Source organism: Achromobacter sp. D7-1 (assembly GCF_059760445.1).
The window spans coordinates 1-16,278 of sequence record NZ_JCBAMT010000124.1; the positions used below are offsets into that span (position 1 = coordinate 1).

The window sequence follows — 16,278 nt, forward strand, 5'->3', positions numbered from 1 at the left end:
CCTTGCGCCAGCGCAAAGAGGCCGGCTACGGCAGCAGGTCCAATGGAATTCAGCCCCCACCTGACCGGCGCGGGCATTCCGGAGCACCGCCGCATGCGTATCCTGCCGACCGTCATCGTTGCATTGCTGTTGACCGCTTGCGGGCCCCAGGAAGGGGCCCGTTTTGCATTGCCGGAAATCACGCGCCTGCCGCCCGGCCAGGTGAGCTATGTGCCGCCGGGCGAGGCGCTGCGCAACGGCTATCCCGCCACGCCCGCGCCGCGCATCGCGCGCTACCCGGAAGGCCTGGCCATCATGACGCGGCAGGTCAGCCAGGCGGAGTACGCGGCTTGCGTGCGCGCTGGCGGATGCAAGCCGCCGGACCCCGCGCAGCGGCAGGCGGTCGCGCCCGACCTGCCGGCGGTGGGGATCAGCTGGACCGACGCCTCGGCCTATGCCGCCTGGCTGTCCGCGCGCACCGGGCAGCGCTTCCGCCTGCCCAGCTATGCGGAGTGGGTCTTTGCCGCGGGCGAAGCCTATCGCGAGGACGCCTTGCCGGCGTTGCCGGACGGCGCCGACCCCGCGCAGCGCTGGCTGGCGGAATACGAGCAGCAGAGCCGCCGCGGCGCGCAGGGCGACGACACGGTGCGGACCTTCGGGGCCTTCGGCAGCAACCGCGCAGGCTTGATGGACATGGCGGGCAGCGTGTGGGATTGGACCGACGATTGCCATGCGCGGCACGTGCTGGACGCGCTGCGGGATGATGCGCCCGCAAACGGCGCAAACGGCGCAAACGGCGCAAACGGCGCAGACGCGCAGGAATCCCGCAACTGCGGCATACGCGTCGCCGCCGGCAGGCACATCGCCTATCTGCCCGACTTCATCCGCGACCCGAAGGGCGGGGCGTGTTCGGTGGGCGTGCCGCCCGCGAACCTGGGCTTGCGGCTGGTGCTGGAATCGAGCTAGCGTCCGTTCACGTCGGCAGGCGCTACGCGCCGGCCTCCAGCAGCGCCTGGGCGGCCGACGGTTCTGCCGCGTCGTCCGCGGCCGGCGACCCGTGGCGACAGGACAGGCAGGCCGAACAGTCCACGGCGGGTCCGGCATGTTCGCCCAGCCGCGCCAGCGCGGCGGGCGAGCGCAGTACCACGCGCTTGCGGCCGGCCGAGACGATGCCGCGCTGCTTCCAGTCGCTGAGCAGCCGGCTGACCGTGTGCAGGGTGGTGCCCGTCATTTCGGCGATGTCTTGCCGGGTGATGGGAAAGCCGATGCCGATGCCGTCCTGCATCGGTTGGCCGGACTGCTGCACCAGCCTCAGGATGGCGCGCGCGACCCGTTGTTCGACTTCATCGGTGGACAGTTCCTGGATGCGGACATGGGCGTCCTGCAGGCGCTGCCCCATGGTTTGCAGCGCGGCCGCGCCCAGCTGGGGATGGCTGGCGGTGAAACGTTCCCAGACCGTGGCCGGCCACGCCAGGCAGACGCTTTCCTGCACGGCCTGGACCGTGGCGGGATAGCACGGCTGCCGCATGGCGCAAGCCAGTCCGAACATGTCGCCGGGATTGACGTAGCGCACCACCACCTGTTCGCCTTCCGGCGTCAGCTGCGCCACTTTCAGGCAACCGTGCAGCAGCACGAAGAAGTGCGCGGCGGGCGCACCCTGACGGTATGCGAATGCGCCGGCCTGCAGGCGGCAAGGCGTCGCGCCACGTAGCGCCGTGTCCAGCTGCGCATCGGACAGCGGCTTGAACAGATCCAGATTGCGGAGCAGGGCGTGGCACAGCGGCGACGACGCGGGGGGCCGCTCGGATACGTGTGGAGGGTCCATGTCCCGATGGTGACACCGTCGCTGCGCTGCGGCAATGCGAGCTGGCCACCAGGCTGGTCCGAAGTTTGCGCTACAGCAAAGAAGCCAAGTGGTGCCGGGCCTTCAATGGAGCTGCCGACAGACTCGGCTTAGCAGAAACCGGAAGAGGAGTTGCACATGAACGCTTTGCGCCCCACCTTGCTTGCCATGGCTTTGATCGCAACGATGGCCGGCGGCCCGGCGGCCGCCCAGAACGCCGATCAGCTGGAACGCGCCAAGGTCGCGCTGGTCGCCCCGCCCATGGTCCACCCGCATGAGCAGGTGGCGCGCTCGGGCCCCAAGGTGATCGAGTTCACGATGACCATCGAAGAGAAGAAGATGGTCATCGACGACAAGGGCACGACCTTGCAGGCCATGACGTTCAACGGGTCCATGCCCGGTCCTACCCTGGTGGTGCACGAGGGCGACTATGTCGAGCTGACCCTGGTCAACCCGGCCACCAACGCCATGCCGCACAACGTGGATTTCCATGCGGCCACCGGCGCGCTGGGCGGCGCCAAGCTCACCAACGTCAACCCGGGCGAGCAGGCCACGCTGCGCTTCAAGGCGGATCGCAGCGGCACCTTCGTCTACCACTGTGCGCCGGAAGGCATGGTGCCCTGGCACGTGGTGGCGGGCATGAGCGGCACGCTGATGGTGCTGCCGCGCGACGGCCTGAAGGACCCGCAGGGCAAGCCGCTGCGCTACGACCGTGCCTACACGATAGGCGAGTTCGACCTGTACATCCCCAAGGACGCGAACGGCAAGTACAAGGACTACCCGACACTGGCCGAAAGCTATGGCGACACGGTGGCAGTGATGCGCACGCTGACGCCGTCGCACATCGTCTTCAACGGCAAGGTCGGCGCGTTGACGGGCGCGAATGCGCTCACCGCCAAGGTCGGCGAGACGGTGCTGCTGATCCATTCGCAGGCCAACCGCGACACGCGCCCGCACCTGATCGGCGGCCATGGCGACTGGGTCTGGGAGACAGGCAAGTTCGCCAACCCGCCGCAGAAGGACCTGGAAACCTGGTTCATCCGCGGCGGCTCGGCGGGGGCGGCGCTCTACACCTTCAAGCAGCCCGGCGTGTACGCCTACCTGAACCACAACCTGATCGAGGCTTTCGAACTGGGCGCGGCCGGGCATATCAAGGTCGAGGGCAAGTGGAATGACGACCTGATGAAGCAGATCAAGGCGCCGGGTCCGATCCCGCGCTGAGCGCAGCGGCAGGGCGCGCTTTGCGCGTCCAGCCTTACCCGCGTCCGTCCGCGTCGCTATCACGCTTTTCCCTTCCGGAGCCTTGCCATGTCCAAGCTTTATCGAATCGCGTTCGCCGCCGCGCTGGCCGGCCTGCCCGTCCCGCAAGCGGGTGCGGAGACGCTGGCCGCTATCAACCCGGCCGGCGAAAAACTCTACAAGTCCGCCTGTGTGGTGTGTCACGCCAGCGGGGTCGCCAATGCGCCCAGGCTGGGCGACAAGCAGGCCTGGTCGCCCTTTATCGCGCAGGGCACGGATGCGCTGCTGGCAACCGTGCTCAAGGGCAAGGGCGCAATGCCGCCGCGCGGCGGTTCGTCCGCGGACGAGTCCACGCTCAGGGCCGCGGTGGAATTCATGATGGCCGCGTCTCGCTAGCGTCCAGGTCTGGGGCCATCGGTGGTAGATAGTTGCACTTGCAATTATCAAGATTCCTCCATACGATTGCAATTGCACATGATGCAATTGCAATTCACGATGCGAAATGACGGCGCCCGTACATCGGGACGCCGCCTTCGCGCCACCAGGAGGACGCCATGGATACCCCGATAGAACCGACCGACGCCGATCCGCAGGAAACCCAGGAATGGCTGGAGGCCATGCAGGCCGTGCTGGCCCACGAAGGCCGGCCGCGCACCCACTATCTGCTGGACCAGCTGATCGGCCAGGACCGCGCCGGCCACGGCGGCTACGCCGCGCCTAACGCCACGCCCTACGTGAACACCATCCGGCCGGCGGAGCAGGGGCTGTTTCCGGGCGACATGGGCATCGAGCTGCGGCTGGACGCCTATCTGCGCTGGAATGCCATGGCCATGGTGCTGCGCGCGGGCAAGACCTCGGGCGTGGGCGGGCACATCGCCACCTATGCCTCGGCCACCACGCTGTACGAAACGGGCTTTCGCCATTTCTTCCGCGCCGCCAGACCGGACTTCCTGGGCGACATGCTGTACATCCAGGGGCACTCCGCGCCGGGCATCTATGCGCGCGCCTACCTGGAGGGCCGCATCTCCGAGGTCGAGCTCGACCGCTTCCGGCGCGAGACGGCCGGTGGCGGGCTGGCGTCCTATCCGCATCCGCGCACCATGCCGGGGTTCTGGCAGTTCCCCACGGTGTCGATGGGCCTGGGGCCGCTGATGGCCGCCTACCAGGCGCGCTACATGCGCTATCTGGAAGACCGCGAACTGATACCCGCGCAGGGCCGCAAGGTATGGGGCTTCCTGGGCGACGGCGAACAGGACCAGCCCGAAACCTTGGCGGCGGTGGCGATGGCCGGCCGCGAAAAGCTGGACAACCTGATCTTCGTGGTGAACTGCAATCTGCAGCGCCTGGACGGCCCCGTGCGCGGCAATGCCAAGATCATCCAGGAACTGGAAAGCGTGTACCGCGGCGCTGGCTGGAACGTCATCAAGGTGATCTGGGGCGCAGGCTGGGACGCGCTGCTGGCGCAGGACCATGACGGCCGCCTGCGCCGGCGCATGATGCAGTGCGTGGACGGCGAGTACCAAGTGTTCAAGGCGCGCGGCGGCGCCTATGTGCGCGAACATTTCTTCGGCGCGGACCCCGTGCTGCTGGAGCGCGTGGCGCACCTGAGCGACGAGGAAATCGGCGCGCTCAACCGCGGCGGGCACGATCCGGCCAAGGTCTATGCCGCCTACGCCACGGCGCTGGCCCACCGCGGCCAGCCCACCGTCATCCTGGCCAAGACCGTCAAGGGCTATGGCATGGGCGCGGCGGGCGAGGCCGCCAACACCAACCACCAGCAGAAGAAGATGGCGGATCCGGCCGTGCGCGCGTTCCGCGACCGCTTCTCCATTCCGGTGCCGGACGATCTGCTGGAACAGATCCCCTACATCAAGCCCGCGCCCGGCAGCGCCGAGCGGGCCTACTTCGATGCCGCGATCGCGCGCGCCGGCGGCCATTTGCCGCGGCGGCCGGCAGGGCCGGGCCCGTTGGCCACGCCGCCGCTGGAGGCCTTCGCCGCGCACCTGAAGGGCAGCGACGGCCGCGAGTTCTCGACCACCATGGCCTTCGTGCGGGTGCTGGCGCAACTGCTCAAGGACCCGGGCGTCGGCCAGCGGGTGGTACCCATCGTGCCCGACGAGTCGCGCACCTTCGGCATGGACGGCATGTTCCGCCAGGTGGGCATCTATTCCCACGTGGGGCAGCTGTACACGCCGCAGGATGCCGACCAGTTGAGCGTCTACCGCGAAGACCGCCGCGGCCAGATCCTGCAGGAAGGCATCAACGAATCGGGCGCGATGTCTTCGTGGATCGCGGCGGCCACGGCGCACAGCACGCACGGCGTGGCCACCATCCCGTTCTACATCTTCTATTCCATGTTCGGCTTCCAGCGCGTGGGCGACCTGGCCTGGGCGGCGGGCGACATCCGCGCGCGCGGCTTCCTGCTGGGCGCGACGTCCGGGCGCACCACGCTGGAGGGGGAAGGTTTGCAGCACGACGACGGCCACAGCCACGTGCTGGCCTCGGTCATCCCTTCATGCGTGGCCTACGACCCGGCCTACGCCTATGAAATCGCGGTGATCGTGCAGGACGGCATGCGCCGCATGTATCAGGAAGAAGAGGACGTCTTCTACTACCTGACGCTGCTCAACGAGAAGACCGCGCATCCGCCCATGCCGGCGGGCGCCGAAGCGGGCATCCTGCGCGGCATGTACCGCCTGCGCGAAGGCGGCGACGGCGCGCTGCGGGTGCAATTGCTGGGTAGCGGCGCCATCCTGGGCGAAGTGCTGGCGGCGGCCGATCTGCTGCGGCAGGATTTCGGCGTGGCGGCCGACGTCTGGAGCGTGACCAGCTACTCGGAGCTGGGCCGCGACGGCCAGGAAGCGGAACGCTGGAGCCGCCTGCATCCGCTGGAGGACAGGCGCCGAGGCTACGCGGAAACGGCGCTGGCGGACAGCGAGGGGCCGGCGGTGGCCGCCACCGACTATATGAAGACGGTGGCCGAGCAGATACGTCCGTTCATGCAGGACCGCCGCTACGTCACGCTGGGGACCGACGGCTTTGGCCGGTCCGACACGCGGACGGCGCTGCGGGCTTACTTCGAGGTGGACCGGCATCACATCGCGCTGGCGGCCCTGAAAGCGCTGGCGGACGACGGACTGATGCCGCTCGAGTGCGCGGCGGACGCCATCGCCCGCTACGGCATCGACCCAGAGGCCGTGTCCGCGGCGCGGCCCTAGTCAGGCTAGACGCGCCGCGCCAGCAAGGCCCAGATCCCGGCGGCGGACAGCAGGGCGCCGCCGCCCAGGTTGAAGCCGCGCTGGGCGCGCGGCGAGGCCAGCAGGCGGCGGGCGGACCCGGCGAAGATGGCGTAGGCGGTGGCGTTGATGCCGGCGCAGGCGACGAAGGTGGCCGACAGAATCCAGAGCTGGCGCGTCACGTCGCCCGCCGGATCGATGAATTGCGGCAGGAAGGCCACGAAGAAGATGATGCCCTTGGGATTCAGCGCCGTCACCAGATAGGTGTTGGCGAACAGCTTCCAGCGCGAACCCGACGCGGTCGCGGCCGGCAAGGTCGCGGGCGAGACGCCGACGCGCAGCAGCTTGAAGCCCAGGTACAGCAGATACAGGCCGCCCACGATTTTGACCACCGTGAACCAGAACGCCGACGTCGCCAGCAGGGCGCCCAGGCCCAGCAGCGACAGCAGCAGGGCGGTGGAGTCGCCCAGCGCCACCGCCAGCACCAGCGGCAGGCGCGCGCGGCGGCCTTGCGCGATGGAGTAGCTGATGACGGTGAGTATCGTGGGCCCGGGCAACATCACGAGGAGGGCGGACGCGCCCAGAAAAGCCAGCCAGGTTTCAAGCGACATGGGATCTGCTCCAGGGGTGGGGCTGCGCGCGGCGGCCAGCCTGCGGCAAACTGTATAGCAATCGCAGCCGCCTGCAAACCGCGCCCGGACGGGCACGAACGCCGGGTGGTGTTAAATACAGCTTTCCCGGACAGTGAGCGCGGCGCCGCAAGGCGACGCGAAGGAAACACCATGGCATTCGATTTTGATCTGTTTGTGATCGGCGCGGGTTCTGGCGGCGTGCGTGCGGCGCGTTTCGCGGCCAGCTTCGGCGCGCGCGTGGCGGTGGCGGAAAGCCGCTACCTGGGCGGCACCTGCGTCAACGTGGGCTGCGTGCCCAAGAAGCTGCTGGTCTATGGCGCCCACTACAGCGAAGACTTCGAGCAGGCGCGCGGCTTTGGCTGGAGCGCCGGCGAAGCCCGCTTCGACTGGCCCACGCTGATCGCGAACAAGAATCGGGAAATCGAGCGTCTTAATGGCATTTACCGCAATTTGCTGGTCAATAGCGGCGTGACCCTGCTGGAAGGTCATGCCCGCATCCTGGATCCCCATACGGTCGAGATCAACGGCAAGTCCTACAGCACCGCCAACATCCTGGTGGCGACCGGCGGCTGGCCCCAGGTGCCGGACATCCCGGGCAAGGAACACGCCACCACCTCGAACGAGGCCTTCTTCCTGAAGCAACTGCCGCGCCGCGTGCTGGTGGTGGGCGGCGGCTATATCGCGGTGGAATTCGCCTCCATTTTCAATGGCATGGGCGCGCAGACCACCCAGGTCTACCGCGGCCCGCTGTTCCTGCGCGGCTTCGACCAGGGCGTGCGCGAGCATCTGCGCGACGAACTGACGAAGAAGCGCATCGACCTGCGCTTCAACTCGGAAGTGACCCGCATCGACAAGCAGGCGGACGGCACGCTCGCCGCCACGCTGAAGGACGGCTCCGTGATCGAGGCCGACTGCGTGTTCTACGCCACCGGCCGCCGGCCCATGCTGGACAACCTGGGGCTGGAGAACACCGCGGTCAAGCTGGGCAAGGGCGGCTTCATCGAGGTGGACGACGAGTACCGCACGGCCGAGCCTTCCATCCTGGCCATCGGCGACGTGATCGGCCGGGTGCCGCTGACGCCGGTCGCGCTGGCCGAAGGCATGGCGGTGGCGCGGCGCCTGTTCCGGCCCGAGGAATACCGCAAGGTCGACTACCAGCTGATCCCGACGGCGGTGTTCAGCCTGCCCAACATCGGCACGGTGGGCATGACGACGGAAGAAGCGCGCGCCGCCGGCCACGAGGTCAAGCTGTTCGAGAGCCGCTTCCGGCCCATGAAGCTGACCTTGACCGAGTCGCAGGAAAAGACGCTGATGAAGCTGATCGTGGACGCCAAGACCGACCGCGTGCTGGGCGTGCACATGGTCGGCCCGGACGCCGGCGAGATCGTGCAGGGCATCGCGATTGCGCTGAAGGCCGGCGCGACCAAGCAGGTGTTCGACGAAACCATCGGCATCCATCCCACGGCGGCCGAAGAGTTCGTGACCCTGCGCACGCCCGTCGCCCAGTAAGGCGGGGCGCGCTACAGGCGTTCGATCATGGCGCGCGCCGCCATCGGCGCGCGTTCCTTCGCACCATTGATGAAAAAGGCAAAGACGTCTCCAGGCCGCGCCTTCTTGGACGGGGCGCCGGCCAGTGGCAAGTCGGCCGGATGCGTCCCGCGCGCCCAGCCGCGCAGGCGCTCCGCCCAGGCGTCCAACGCCTTGGGCGCATAGCCCGCCTTGTAGGCCTCGCTGGCGCGCATCAGCCGCGCGTACACGAAATCGGCCGTGCGGTCGGCGATGGACGGGTAGTCCTCGCTGTCGGTGTAGACGGTGGCCGCGCCAGTTCCAGGTATTCCTCGCAGGCGAAGCTGGCATGGCGCACGTCCAGCGCGTGCCGCAGCGGCAAGCCGTCCACCTGGTCCGGCAGCAGCGCGAGGAAGGCGCCGAAATCGTCCGCATCGAATACCTTGGTCGGCGCGAATTGCCAGACGATGGGCCCCAGCTTGGGGCCCAGTTCGGCGATGCCGCTATGCACGAAGCGGTGGATCGAGTCTTTGGCGCCCGCCAGTTCGCGGCGGTTGGTCGCGTAGCGCGAGGCCTTCAGCGAAAACACGAAGCCTTCTGGCGTTTCATCGCGCCATTTGGCGAAGGTGGCCGGCTTCTGGGTGCTGTAGTAGGTGCCGTTGATCTCGATGGCGCTGAGCTGGTTGCTGGCGTATTCCAGTTCCCGCGCGTGCGGCAGGTTCTCGGGGTAGAAGGCGCCGCGCCAGGGGGCGTAGGTCCAGCCGCCGATACCGATGCGGATGGCGCCGTCTTTCGGATGAGGATGCGCTTGCGGCATGTCCGGCCCTCCAGGCGTGGGAACCGGACAACTGTATCGCCGGCGCCACTGGTCCGCAAACCCCGCTGCGGAAGTTCGCTGTTCCGATACAGTTTTGCGCTAAGGTGTGGATTCACCTTGCCACTTTCCGCGCGGCCCCGCGCCGGCCCATCATGCCCGACTTTACCCATTTGATGACGTTCGCCCTGGTTGCCCTGGGCATGGTGCTCACGCCCGGGCCCAACATGATCTACCTGGTTTCCCGTTCCATTTCGCAAGGCGCGCAGGCGGGCCTGATTTCGCTGGGGGGCGTGGCGGTCGGCTTCATCTTCTACGTGCTCTGCGCGGCCTTCGGCATCACGGCGCTGCTGATGGCAGTGCCCTACGCCTACGACGCGCTGCGCATCGGCGGCGCGCTGTATCTGCTCTACATGGCCTGGCAAGCGCTGCGTCCGGGCGGGCGTTCGCCGTTCCAGGTGCGCGAGCTGCCCAAGAGCAGCCCGCGCACGCTGTTCACGATGGGGCTGGTGACCAACCTGCTCAATCCCAAGATCGCGATCATGTACGTGTCGCTGCTGCCGCAGTTCATCCAGCCCGAGCGCGGCAGCGTGTTCACGCAGTCGCTGGCGCTGGGCATGACCCAGGTCGCCATCAGCCTGACCGTCAATGCGCTGATCGCCATCATGGCGGGTTCCATCGCCGGGTTCCTGGCGGGCCGTCCCTTGTGGATGGTGGTGCAGCGCTGGCTGATGGGGACGGTGCTGGCCGGATTGGCGGTGCGCATGCTGATGGACAACCGCCGCTGATGCAGTCCGAGGACGGCTTCTTCGCTTCATTGGGCGGCATGCTGGGCGAGGCGCTGCGCAGCGTCGTCGCCGGGCTGAAGTGGCTGCTGGGCGGGATCGGCGGGGCGCTGGGCGACTTCTATGCGGGGCTGTCGGGCGCGATGGGGATGAGTCCGTCGGTGTTCAATCTGGTGGTGTTGGCTATTGGGTTGATGCTGCTTTGGGCGGCGGTCAAGGCGTTGTTGAGGCGGAGTTTGTTGGGGGCGTTGGTTTGGGGGTTTTTGGCGGTGTTGGTGTTGGGTGGGTTGATTAATTGATGGGTTTTGTTGTGTTGCGGTTTGCGGGTGTTTTTCTACTTTAGGCGCCAGCCGCGGCGTGGGCCTGGGGCGAGCGGGCCAACGATTGCGGTCCGGAGCCTTCGCTCCGGACTTCCCCGTCGTCATCTTCGTCACCGCCTTCGGCGGTTCCTTCAGATTCCCTCGGGCTTATCGACGCCCCGCTCGCCCCAGGCCCACGCCGCGGCTGGCTCCGGCGGTTGAAACTTCACGGGCGCTGGGGCGGGCGGTGTGCTTGGCGTGCTTGCCATCGGTGGGGTGTGGCGAAGGTCTTGCGGGGCCCGCTCCCGGCCGGCCGCGCGGGCGGCCTCTGGGAGCTTACGCGGTGTCTCGCGGGTGGTGATGGCGCTGCGCGCTGTTTGTCAGCGCTTTCTTAAAAGAGCCGGTGCATGGGTCGACGATTCGTCGCATTCGCGTAGCACGCACTATGGAAATTTTATAAATCGCGTATGTATTAATCGGCCGCCCGGGCGGCCGATTAATACGGGCAGCTCACGACTCGTCCCCGACCACGGCTCCAGCAGCGCAACAAGCCAAGATAGCGGCAGCCCAGCGGCGCGGGCGCCGAGGCGGCTCGCAACCTCGATGCGCCCGAGGGAATCCGTAGGAGTCGCCGAAGGCGAGGACGAGGATGACGATGGGGCAGTCCGGAGCGGAGGCTCCGGACCGCAATCGTGGGCGCGAGCCGCCTCGGCGCCCGCGCCGCTGGGCGACCTACGAAGTTCTGCGGCCGGCACCGATGAGCAGTCTACGAAGTCTGTCGCGCCGCCAACGCCACCTTCCGCAACCTTTGCACCAACGCCGGAAACCGCTCGGCCCCCGTATTCCCGTACCCGATCACCAGTCCGTTATCTTCCGCCCGCGCCGCCACCGCGAATGACGACAGCGCGCCCGGATTCATGCCGATCTTGCGCGCCTGCTCCACGATCTCGCGGTCGGGATACGCCGCAGGCAGCTGCACCGTCAGATGCAGTCCGGAGTGTCCGCCCAGGACTTCGTGTTCGATCCCCAGATGCGCCGCCAGCGCCTCGCGCAACGCTCCCTGGCGTTCGCGGTACAGGCGGCGCATGCGGCCCAAGTGGCGCGAGAACTGGCCGTTTTCCATGAAGGCGGCCATGGTCAGCTGTTCCAGCCGGTGGCCGCCGCGCAGCATCTCGATGATGGACGGCATCGCCTGCGCGGCGATGGCTTCGGGCAGCACCAGGAATCCCAGGCGCAGCGCCGGGAACATGGTCTTGCTGAACGTCCCCACGTAGAGCACTGGCGCGTCTTCGACCAGGCCCTGCATCGCGGCTATCGGCTCGCCTTGATGGCGGAATTCGCTGTCGTAGTCGTCTTCGATGATCCAGGCGCCGGCCTGGCGGGCGCGTTCGATCAGGCCCAGGCGGCGCGGCAGGGACAGCACCGCGCCGGTGGGGTACTGGTGCGAGGGCGTGGTCTGGATAAGGCGGGGCGGGCGTTCCTGCCAGGCGCTTTCGGGGATCACGATGCCGTCCGCGTCCACGCGCATGGCCACCACGTCCAGGTCGCCGCCGTGGAAGGCCGATTTGGCGCCGCGGTAGCCGGGGTCTTCGAGCCAGGCGGTGTCGCCGGGGTTGGTCAGCAACTGCACGCAGAGCGCCAGCGCGCCCTGGGCGCCTTCGGTGATGACGATGCGCGAGGCGTCGCAGCGCACGCCGCGGGACACGCGCAGGTACTGGGCGATGGCTTCGCGCAGGGCGGGCTCGCCCACGGGATGGCCATAGCCCAGCGCGGTGGCCGGGGCGGCTTGCAATGCGCGGTCCTGCGCGCGGCGCCAGGCGTTGATGGGGAATTGCGTCAGCGCCGGCGTGCCGGGCGTCATGGGCAGCGAGCCGTCGTGCGCGTAGCGCGTGGAGACGATGCGCGTCAGCCGCTTGGCCGTGAGCGTAGGCTGCGCGGTGGGCGGGGCCGCGCGCTTGGCGGCGATGGCGGCGGCGGCCGACAGAGGTGCGACCCGTGTGCCCTGGCGGTCGGCGATCACATAGCCTTCGGCCGTGAGTTGTTCGTAGGCGATCAGCACCGTGTTGCGCGAGATGTCCAGGTCCTCGGACAGGGCGCGCGACGAGGGCAGCTTGCCGCCGGCAGGCAGTTGGCCTGCCAGGATGGCCTGCTTGAGGCGCTGGATCAGTTGGCGCTGGCGCGGCAGGGCGCCGGGGCCGCGCGTGAGCGGGCTGGAAAGCAGGGCGGTGGTGGTGGTCATGGCCCTATTAAAATATGGAATCGTGGTGCTTTTTATCATGCCACGATTCCGATATCGTGAGGGCATGCGTATTGCGTCCGCCCGAGCCGGCGGCGCCCCAACCCTGATGAGGCCCCGTAGCATGCAACCCCGCGTCAACGCTTACCAGCAACCCATCGGCCCGGACATGACGGGCTGGACCGCGCGTCCGCGCCCACCCCTGACTCCCATCGTCGGCCGCTATTGCCGGCTGGAGCCGCTGTCGGCCGAGCGCCACGCCGAGGACCTGTACCAGGCGTTCAGCCAGGCGCCGGACGACAGCGACTGGACCTATATGTCGGTGGGGCCTTTCGCGGACCTGGCGGCCTACCGCCAGTTCGCGGAAAAGGCGCAGGCCGGCAACGATCCGCTGCACCACGCCATCATCGACCTGGAAACGGGGCGCGCCATCGGCACGCTGGCGCTGATGCGCATCGACCCGGCCAACGGCGCGATCGAGGTCGGCTTCGTGTCGTTCTCGCGCCAGCTCAAGCGCACCCGCATCGCCACCGAGGCCCAGTTCCTGCTGATGAGCCGCGCCTTCGACGAGCTGGGCTACCGCCGCTACGAATGGAAGTGCGACAGCCTGAACGCGCCGTCGCGCGCGGCCGCTGCCCGCCTGGGTTTCGAGTTCGAAGGCATCTTTCGCCAGGCCACGGTGTACAAGGGCCGCAGCCGCGACACGGCCTGGTTCGCCATGGTCGACGGCGACTGGCCCGCGCTGCGCGCTGCCTATGAACGCTGGCTGAGCCCGGACAATTTCGATGCGCAAGGCCGGCAGCGGCAGGGCCTGTCCGAACTGACGGCAGAGGCGCGCGCCGCGTGCGCCTGATCCCGGTGGCGCTGGCCCTGTTCTGGGGCCTGAACTGGCCGGCGGTGAAGATCATCCTGTCGATTTTCCCGCCGTTCACCTTGCGCCTGCTCGGCCTGGGCAGCGGCGCGGTGCTGCTGTTGCTGCTGGCGCGCGCCAAGCGGGTGCCGCTGTTGCCGCCGCGCGAGTCGTGGCGGGGCATCGTCGTGGGCGGCCTGCTTGCCGTTGCCGCCTTCAATCTGCTGGTGGCCTGGGCGCAGCTCAGCACCAGCACCTCGCGCGCGGCGGTGCTGACTTTCACCATGCCGATGATGTCGGCCGTGCTGGCCTGGGCGGTGCTGGGCGAACGGCTGGACCGGCGCCGGGCGCTGGCCTTGCTGCTGGGCGCGGCCGGGGTCTCCATCCTGGCCTGGCCGGTGCTGCGCGCGGTCTTCGGCGAGCACGACGCCGCCGCGGCCAAAGGTCTGGTGTTTCCGCTGGTGGCGGCCTTCGGCTGGGCCGCGGGCACGGTCTACCTGAAGGGCTGGCCGGTGGCCGGCGACCGCATCGTCGTCACCGCCTGGCAGTTGGCGGTGGGCGCGGCCTGCGCCCTGGGCGGCATGCTGATCGCAGGCGAATCATTTCCCACGCAGGGCTGGAACGGCCGCGTGGTGGCGGCGCTGTCATTCCACATCATCTTGGGTACTGCCGTCGCGTACTGGCTCTGGTTCGTGCTGAGCGAGCGCGTCAGCGCCACGGTGGCGGCGTTGACCACATTGATGGTGCCGGTGGTGGGCGTGTTGGGCGCGATGGCGCTGGTAGGCGATCGGCCCGCCGCCCTGGACTGGTGGGGCTTTGCCCTGGTGCTGGGCGGGGCGGCGCTGATCGTGCTGAATCTGGGCGCCGCGCCGGCGCCGCGAACCAGGCCATAAGCTCGGGCGGCTCAGCGGGTGCGCCGCAACTTCTCGCGCAGCAGTTCGGCGCCGCTGACCAGGGTGATGCCGGCCAGCACCAGCAGGGCGCCCAGCACGAAGCCGCCGTCCAGCGGCTCGTCCAGGATGATCACGCCGAAACTCACGCCGAACAGCGGCGTCATGAACGACAGGATGGACAGGCGCGAGGCCAGGTAGCGGCGCAGCAGCCAGAACCACGCCAGGTAGCTGGACAGGGCCACGACCACCGACTGGAAGGCGACGCTGAGCACTGCCGCCTGGGTGTAGCGGAAACCGGCGTTGCCGGTGGCCGCGGCGAATGCCAGCAGGGTGATGGCCGCGACCGCCATCTGGTAGAACAGCGTCTTGGCGGGCGCGGCTTCCGATAGCGAGGTCTTGCGGATCGCCACCGTGGTGGCGCCCCAGAACAGGCCTGCCAGCAGTCCCATCGCGTCGCCCAGCAGCATGTTCGGAGCGGCGGCGGAGCCCTCGGGCTGACCCTTGCCCAGGAAGGCCACGGCGATGCCGCAAAAGGCGATGACCACGCCCAGCCACTGCAGCGGCTTCAGGCGTTCCTCGGGCAGCAGCCAGTGCAGCCCCAGCGCGGCGAAGATGGGCGCGGTGTACAGGAACACCGACATGTGCGAGGCCGTGGTGTAGACCAGGCCTTGCGCCACGAACAGGAATTCTCCGGCGAACAGCAGGCCCACGATCAAGCCGGGCAGCGCCGTGCCATCGGTGAAGGCGCGCAGGCCTTCGCGCCGCCACACGGCCACCGCCAGCACCAGCGCCGCGAAGGCCGAGCGCAGCCCGATCTGCATGATGGGCGAGACGTCCGCGGCCACCAGTTTGATGGCGATCTGCTGGAAGCCCCAGCAGACGCACAACAGCAGCATGGCGCCGGTGGCCAGTCCGTCCAGCGGCTGGCGCAAGGGTTTGGGGCCGTTCACGGCAGTTCGGCGGGGTAGCTGTCCAGGGCCAGGCCGATCTGCTGGCGCAGGTCCCATTCCGCCAGGGTCGATTGGACCGGGCCGAAGAAGGCGCCGTCGCGAGTCACGAACATGGCGGGCAGGTGGAAGACCTCGTAGCGCTCGACCATGCCGCGGTTGTCGCCGGCGTCGACCCAGCACACGCGTTCCACGGGCAGCTCCAGCTGCGGCAGTTGTTCGCGGGCGATGCGGCAGGTGCCGCAGGTGCGGCTGTGGAAGACCAGCAGGGACAGGCCGGGCGCGTCCAGCAGGTAGCGGTCGGCGGTGCTGTCGTTGAGTTCTATCTGTTCCATGGGGGGCAGGGCTGCGCAGGGGCGCCGGTCGCGGCGCGAGGCGCCCATTATGGCAGCGCGGCGTCCGCGGGCGGGAGATACCCGCGGGCCTGGAGGGGACGCCCCGGCTTCAAGCGCCGCGCAGCGTCCGGTCCAGTTCCAGCACGGACTGGTACAGCACGCGGGTGCCGTCCAGCAGCTGCGCGGGCTCGATCCACTCTTCCGGGCAGTGGCTGCGGCCGTTCAGGCAGGGAATGAAGATCATGCCGATGGGACCCGTGGGCGCCATGTAGACGGCGTCGTGGCCCGCGCCGCTGGGCAGGCGCATCGAGGCGTAGCCCAACTGGTCGGCGGCGGCCTGCACCGCGTCCATCACCAGCGGCGTGCAGTCGGTGGGACGGGCGCGGCTCAGCTGCGTGAAGCTGGCGGTCAGTCGCAGCGCCTTGAGATCGCCTGCCAAGCCAGCCATCAAGGTTTCCGGAAACGCATCCAGCACGGCATCGCTGTCGCTGCGCATTTCCAGCGTCAGTTCGACGCGCCCCGGCACCGCGTTGGCGGCATTGGGCGTCATCGACAAACGGCCCACGGTGGCGACCACGTAATGCGGATTGCCGCTGGCGGCGCTGGCCTGGCGGTTGGCCGCGTCGATGATGCGGGCCGCGCCCACCAGGGCGTCGCGGCGGATGTCCATGGGCGTGGTGCCGG

15 protein-coding genes and 1 pseudogene are annotated in these 16,278 nt (G+C 68.6%); 9 read left to right on the plus strand and 7 right to left on the minus strand.

Annotated features, from left to right (window positions below):
• Nucleotides 1-42: 42 nt before the first annotated feature.
• Nucleotides 43-945, plus strand: a complete 903-nt coding sequence (locus AC6LKD_RS30825; protein ID WP_498118389.1) for a formylglycine-generating enzyme family protein — start codon at nucleotides 43-45, stop codon at nucleotides 943-945.
• A gap of 22 nt (nucleotides 946-967) precedes the next feature.
• Here AC6LKD_RS30825 and AC6LKD_RS30830 read toward each other — a convergent pair whose 3' ends face one another.
• Nucleotides 968-1,804 carry a Crp/Fnr family transcriptional regulator gene (locus tag AC6LKD_RS30830; protein ID WP_492275449.1) on the minus strand — a complete coding sequence of 279 codons (837 nt, stop codon included), beginning with the start codon at nucleotides 1,802-1,804 and terminating at the stop codon, nucleotides 968-970.
• A gap of 156 nt (nucleotides 1,805-1,960) precedes the next feature.
• On the opposite strand from AC6LKD_RS30830, the gene nirK reads away from it, so the two are divergent.
• The 3 genes from nirK (at nucleotide 1,961) to aceE (ending at nucleotide 6,279) form a co-directional block, all read left to right on the plus strand.
• Complete coding sequence (gene nirK / locus AC6LKD_RS30835; RefSeq protein ID WP_013393031.1) at nucleotides 1,961-3,043, plus strand: copper-containing nitrite reductase; 1,083 nt, start codon at nucleotides 1,961-1,963, stop codon at nucleotides 3,041-3,043.
• An 87-nt stretch (nucleotides 3,044-3,130) separates the two neighbouring features.
• Nucleotides 3,131-3,457, plus strand: a complete 327-nt coding sequence (locus AC6LKD_RS30840; protein WP_013393032.1) for a c-type cytochrome — start codon at nucleotides 3,131-3,133, stop codon at nucleotides 3,455-3,457.
• A gap of 158 nt (nucleotides 3,458-3,615) precedes the next feature.
• Complete coding sequence (gene aceE / locus AC6LKD_RS30845; RefSeq protein WP_498118390.1) at nucleotides 3,616-6,279, plus strand: pyruvate dehydrogenase (acetyl-transferring), homodimeric type; 2,664 nt, start codon at nucleotides 3,616-3,618, stop codon at nucleotides 6,277-6,279.
• Between the two features lie 5 nt (nucleotides 6,280-6,284).
• Here the strand turns inward: aceE and AC6LKD_RS30850 are convergent, their stop codons facing one another.
• The gene (locus AC6LKD_RS30850; RefSeq protein ID WP_498118391.1) at nucleotides 6,285-6,908 is read right to left on the minus strand and encodes a LysE family translocator; all 624 of its coding nucleotides are present in this window, start codon (nucleotides 6,906-6,908) and stop codon (nucleotides 6,285-6,287) included.
• Nucleotides 6,909-7,079: 171 nt separating this feature from the next.
• Between AC6LKD_RS30850 and gorA the strand changes: the two genes are divergently transcribed.
• Nucleotides 7,080-8,438 (plus strand): glutathione-disulfide reductase, encoded by a 1,359-nt coding sequence (gorA, locus tag AC6LKD_RS30855; RefSeq protein ID WP_498118392.1) that lies wholly within the window; start codon nucleotides 7,080-7,082, stop codon nucleotides 8,436-8,438.
• 11 nt (nucleotides 8,439-8,449) lie between these two features.
• Here gorA and AC6LKD_RS30860 read toward each other — a convergent pair.
• Nucleotides 8,450-9,252 (minus strand): annotated as a pseudogene (locus AC6LKD_RS30860) (DUF72 domain-containing protein).
• A gap of 152 nt (nucleotides 9,253-9,404) precedes the next feature.
• Between AC6LKD_RS30860 and AC6LKD_RS30865 the strand changes: the two are divergent.
• Nucleotides 9,405-10,037: a LysE family translocator gene (locus AC6LKD_RS30865; protein WP_013393037.1), complete on the plus strand. Its 633-nt coding sequence runs from the start codon at nucleotides 9,405-9,407 to the stop codon at nucleotides 10,035-10,037.
• Entirely contained in the window at nucleotides 10,037-10,333 is a 297-nt protein-coding gene (locus AC6LKD_RS30870) for a hypothetical protein (protein ID WP_498118393.1), read from the plus strand. Before AC6LKD_RS30865 ends, AC6LKD_RS30870 begins: the two co-directional genes overlap by 1 nt.
• Before the next feature lie 766 nt (nucleotides 10,334-11,099).
• Here AC6LKD_RS30870 and pdxR read toward each other — a convergent pair.
• Nucleotides 11,100-12,611: a MocR-like pyridoxine biosynthesis transcription factor PdxR gene (gene pdxR, locus AC6LKD_RS30875; RefSeq protein ID WP_498118394.1), complete on the minus strand. Its 1,512-nt coding sequence runs from the start codon at nucleotides 12,609-12,611 to the stop codon at nucleotides 11,100-11,102.
• Between the two features lie 82 nt (nucleotides 12,612-12,693).
• Here pdxR and AC6LKD_RS30880 point away from each other — a divergent pair, with 82 nt between their 5' ends.
• A complete protein-coding gene (locus tag AC6LKD_RS30880; protein ID WP_498118395.1) occupies nucleotides 12,694-13,422 on the plus strand; it encodes a GNAT family N-acetyltransferase in 729 nt (242 codons plus the stop codon).
• Nucleotides 13,413-14,312: a DMT family transporter gene (locus AC6LKD_RS30885; RefSeq protein ID WP_013393041.1), complete on the plus strand. Its 900-nt coding sequence runs from the start codon at nucleotides 13,413-13,415 to the stop codon at nucleotides 14,310-14,312. The genes AC6LKD_RS30880 and AC6LKD_RS30885 overlap by 10 nt, the downstream gene beginning before the upstream one ends.
• 11 nt (nucleotides 14,313-14,323) lie before the next feature.
• Here the strand turns inward: AC6LKD_RS30885 and AC6LKD_RS30890 are convergent, their stop codons facing one another.
• The 3 genes from AC6LKD_RS30890 to AC6LKD_RS30900 all read right to left on the minus strand — a co-directional run.
• Complete coding sequence (locus tag AC6LKD_RS30890) at nucleotides 14,324-15,208, minus strand: DMT family transporter (protein WP_498118397.1); 885 nt, start codon at nucleotides 15,206-15,208, stop codon at nucleotides 14,324-14,326.
• A 50-nt stretch (nucleotides 15,209-15,258) separates the two neighbouring features.
• Nucleotides 15,259-15,594, minus strand: a complete 336-nt coding sequence (locus AC6LKD_RS30895; protein WP_013393043.1) for a thioredoxin family protein — start codon at nucleotides 15,592-15,594, stop codon at nucleotides 15,259-15,261.
• 109 nt (nucleotides 15,595-15,703) lie between these two features.
• The coding region (locus AC6LKD_RS30900; RefSeq protein WP_498118396.1) for a M20/M25/M40 family metallo-hydrolase at nucleotides 15,704-16,278 on the minus strand (575 nt) is incomplete at its 5' end.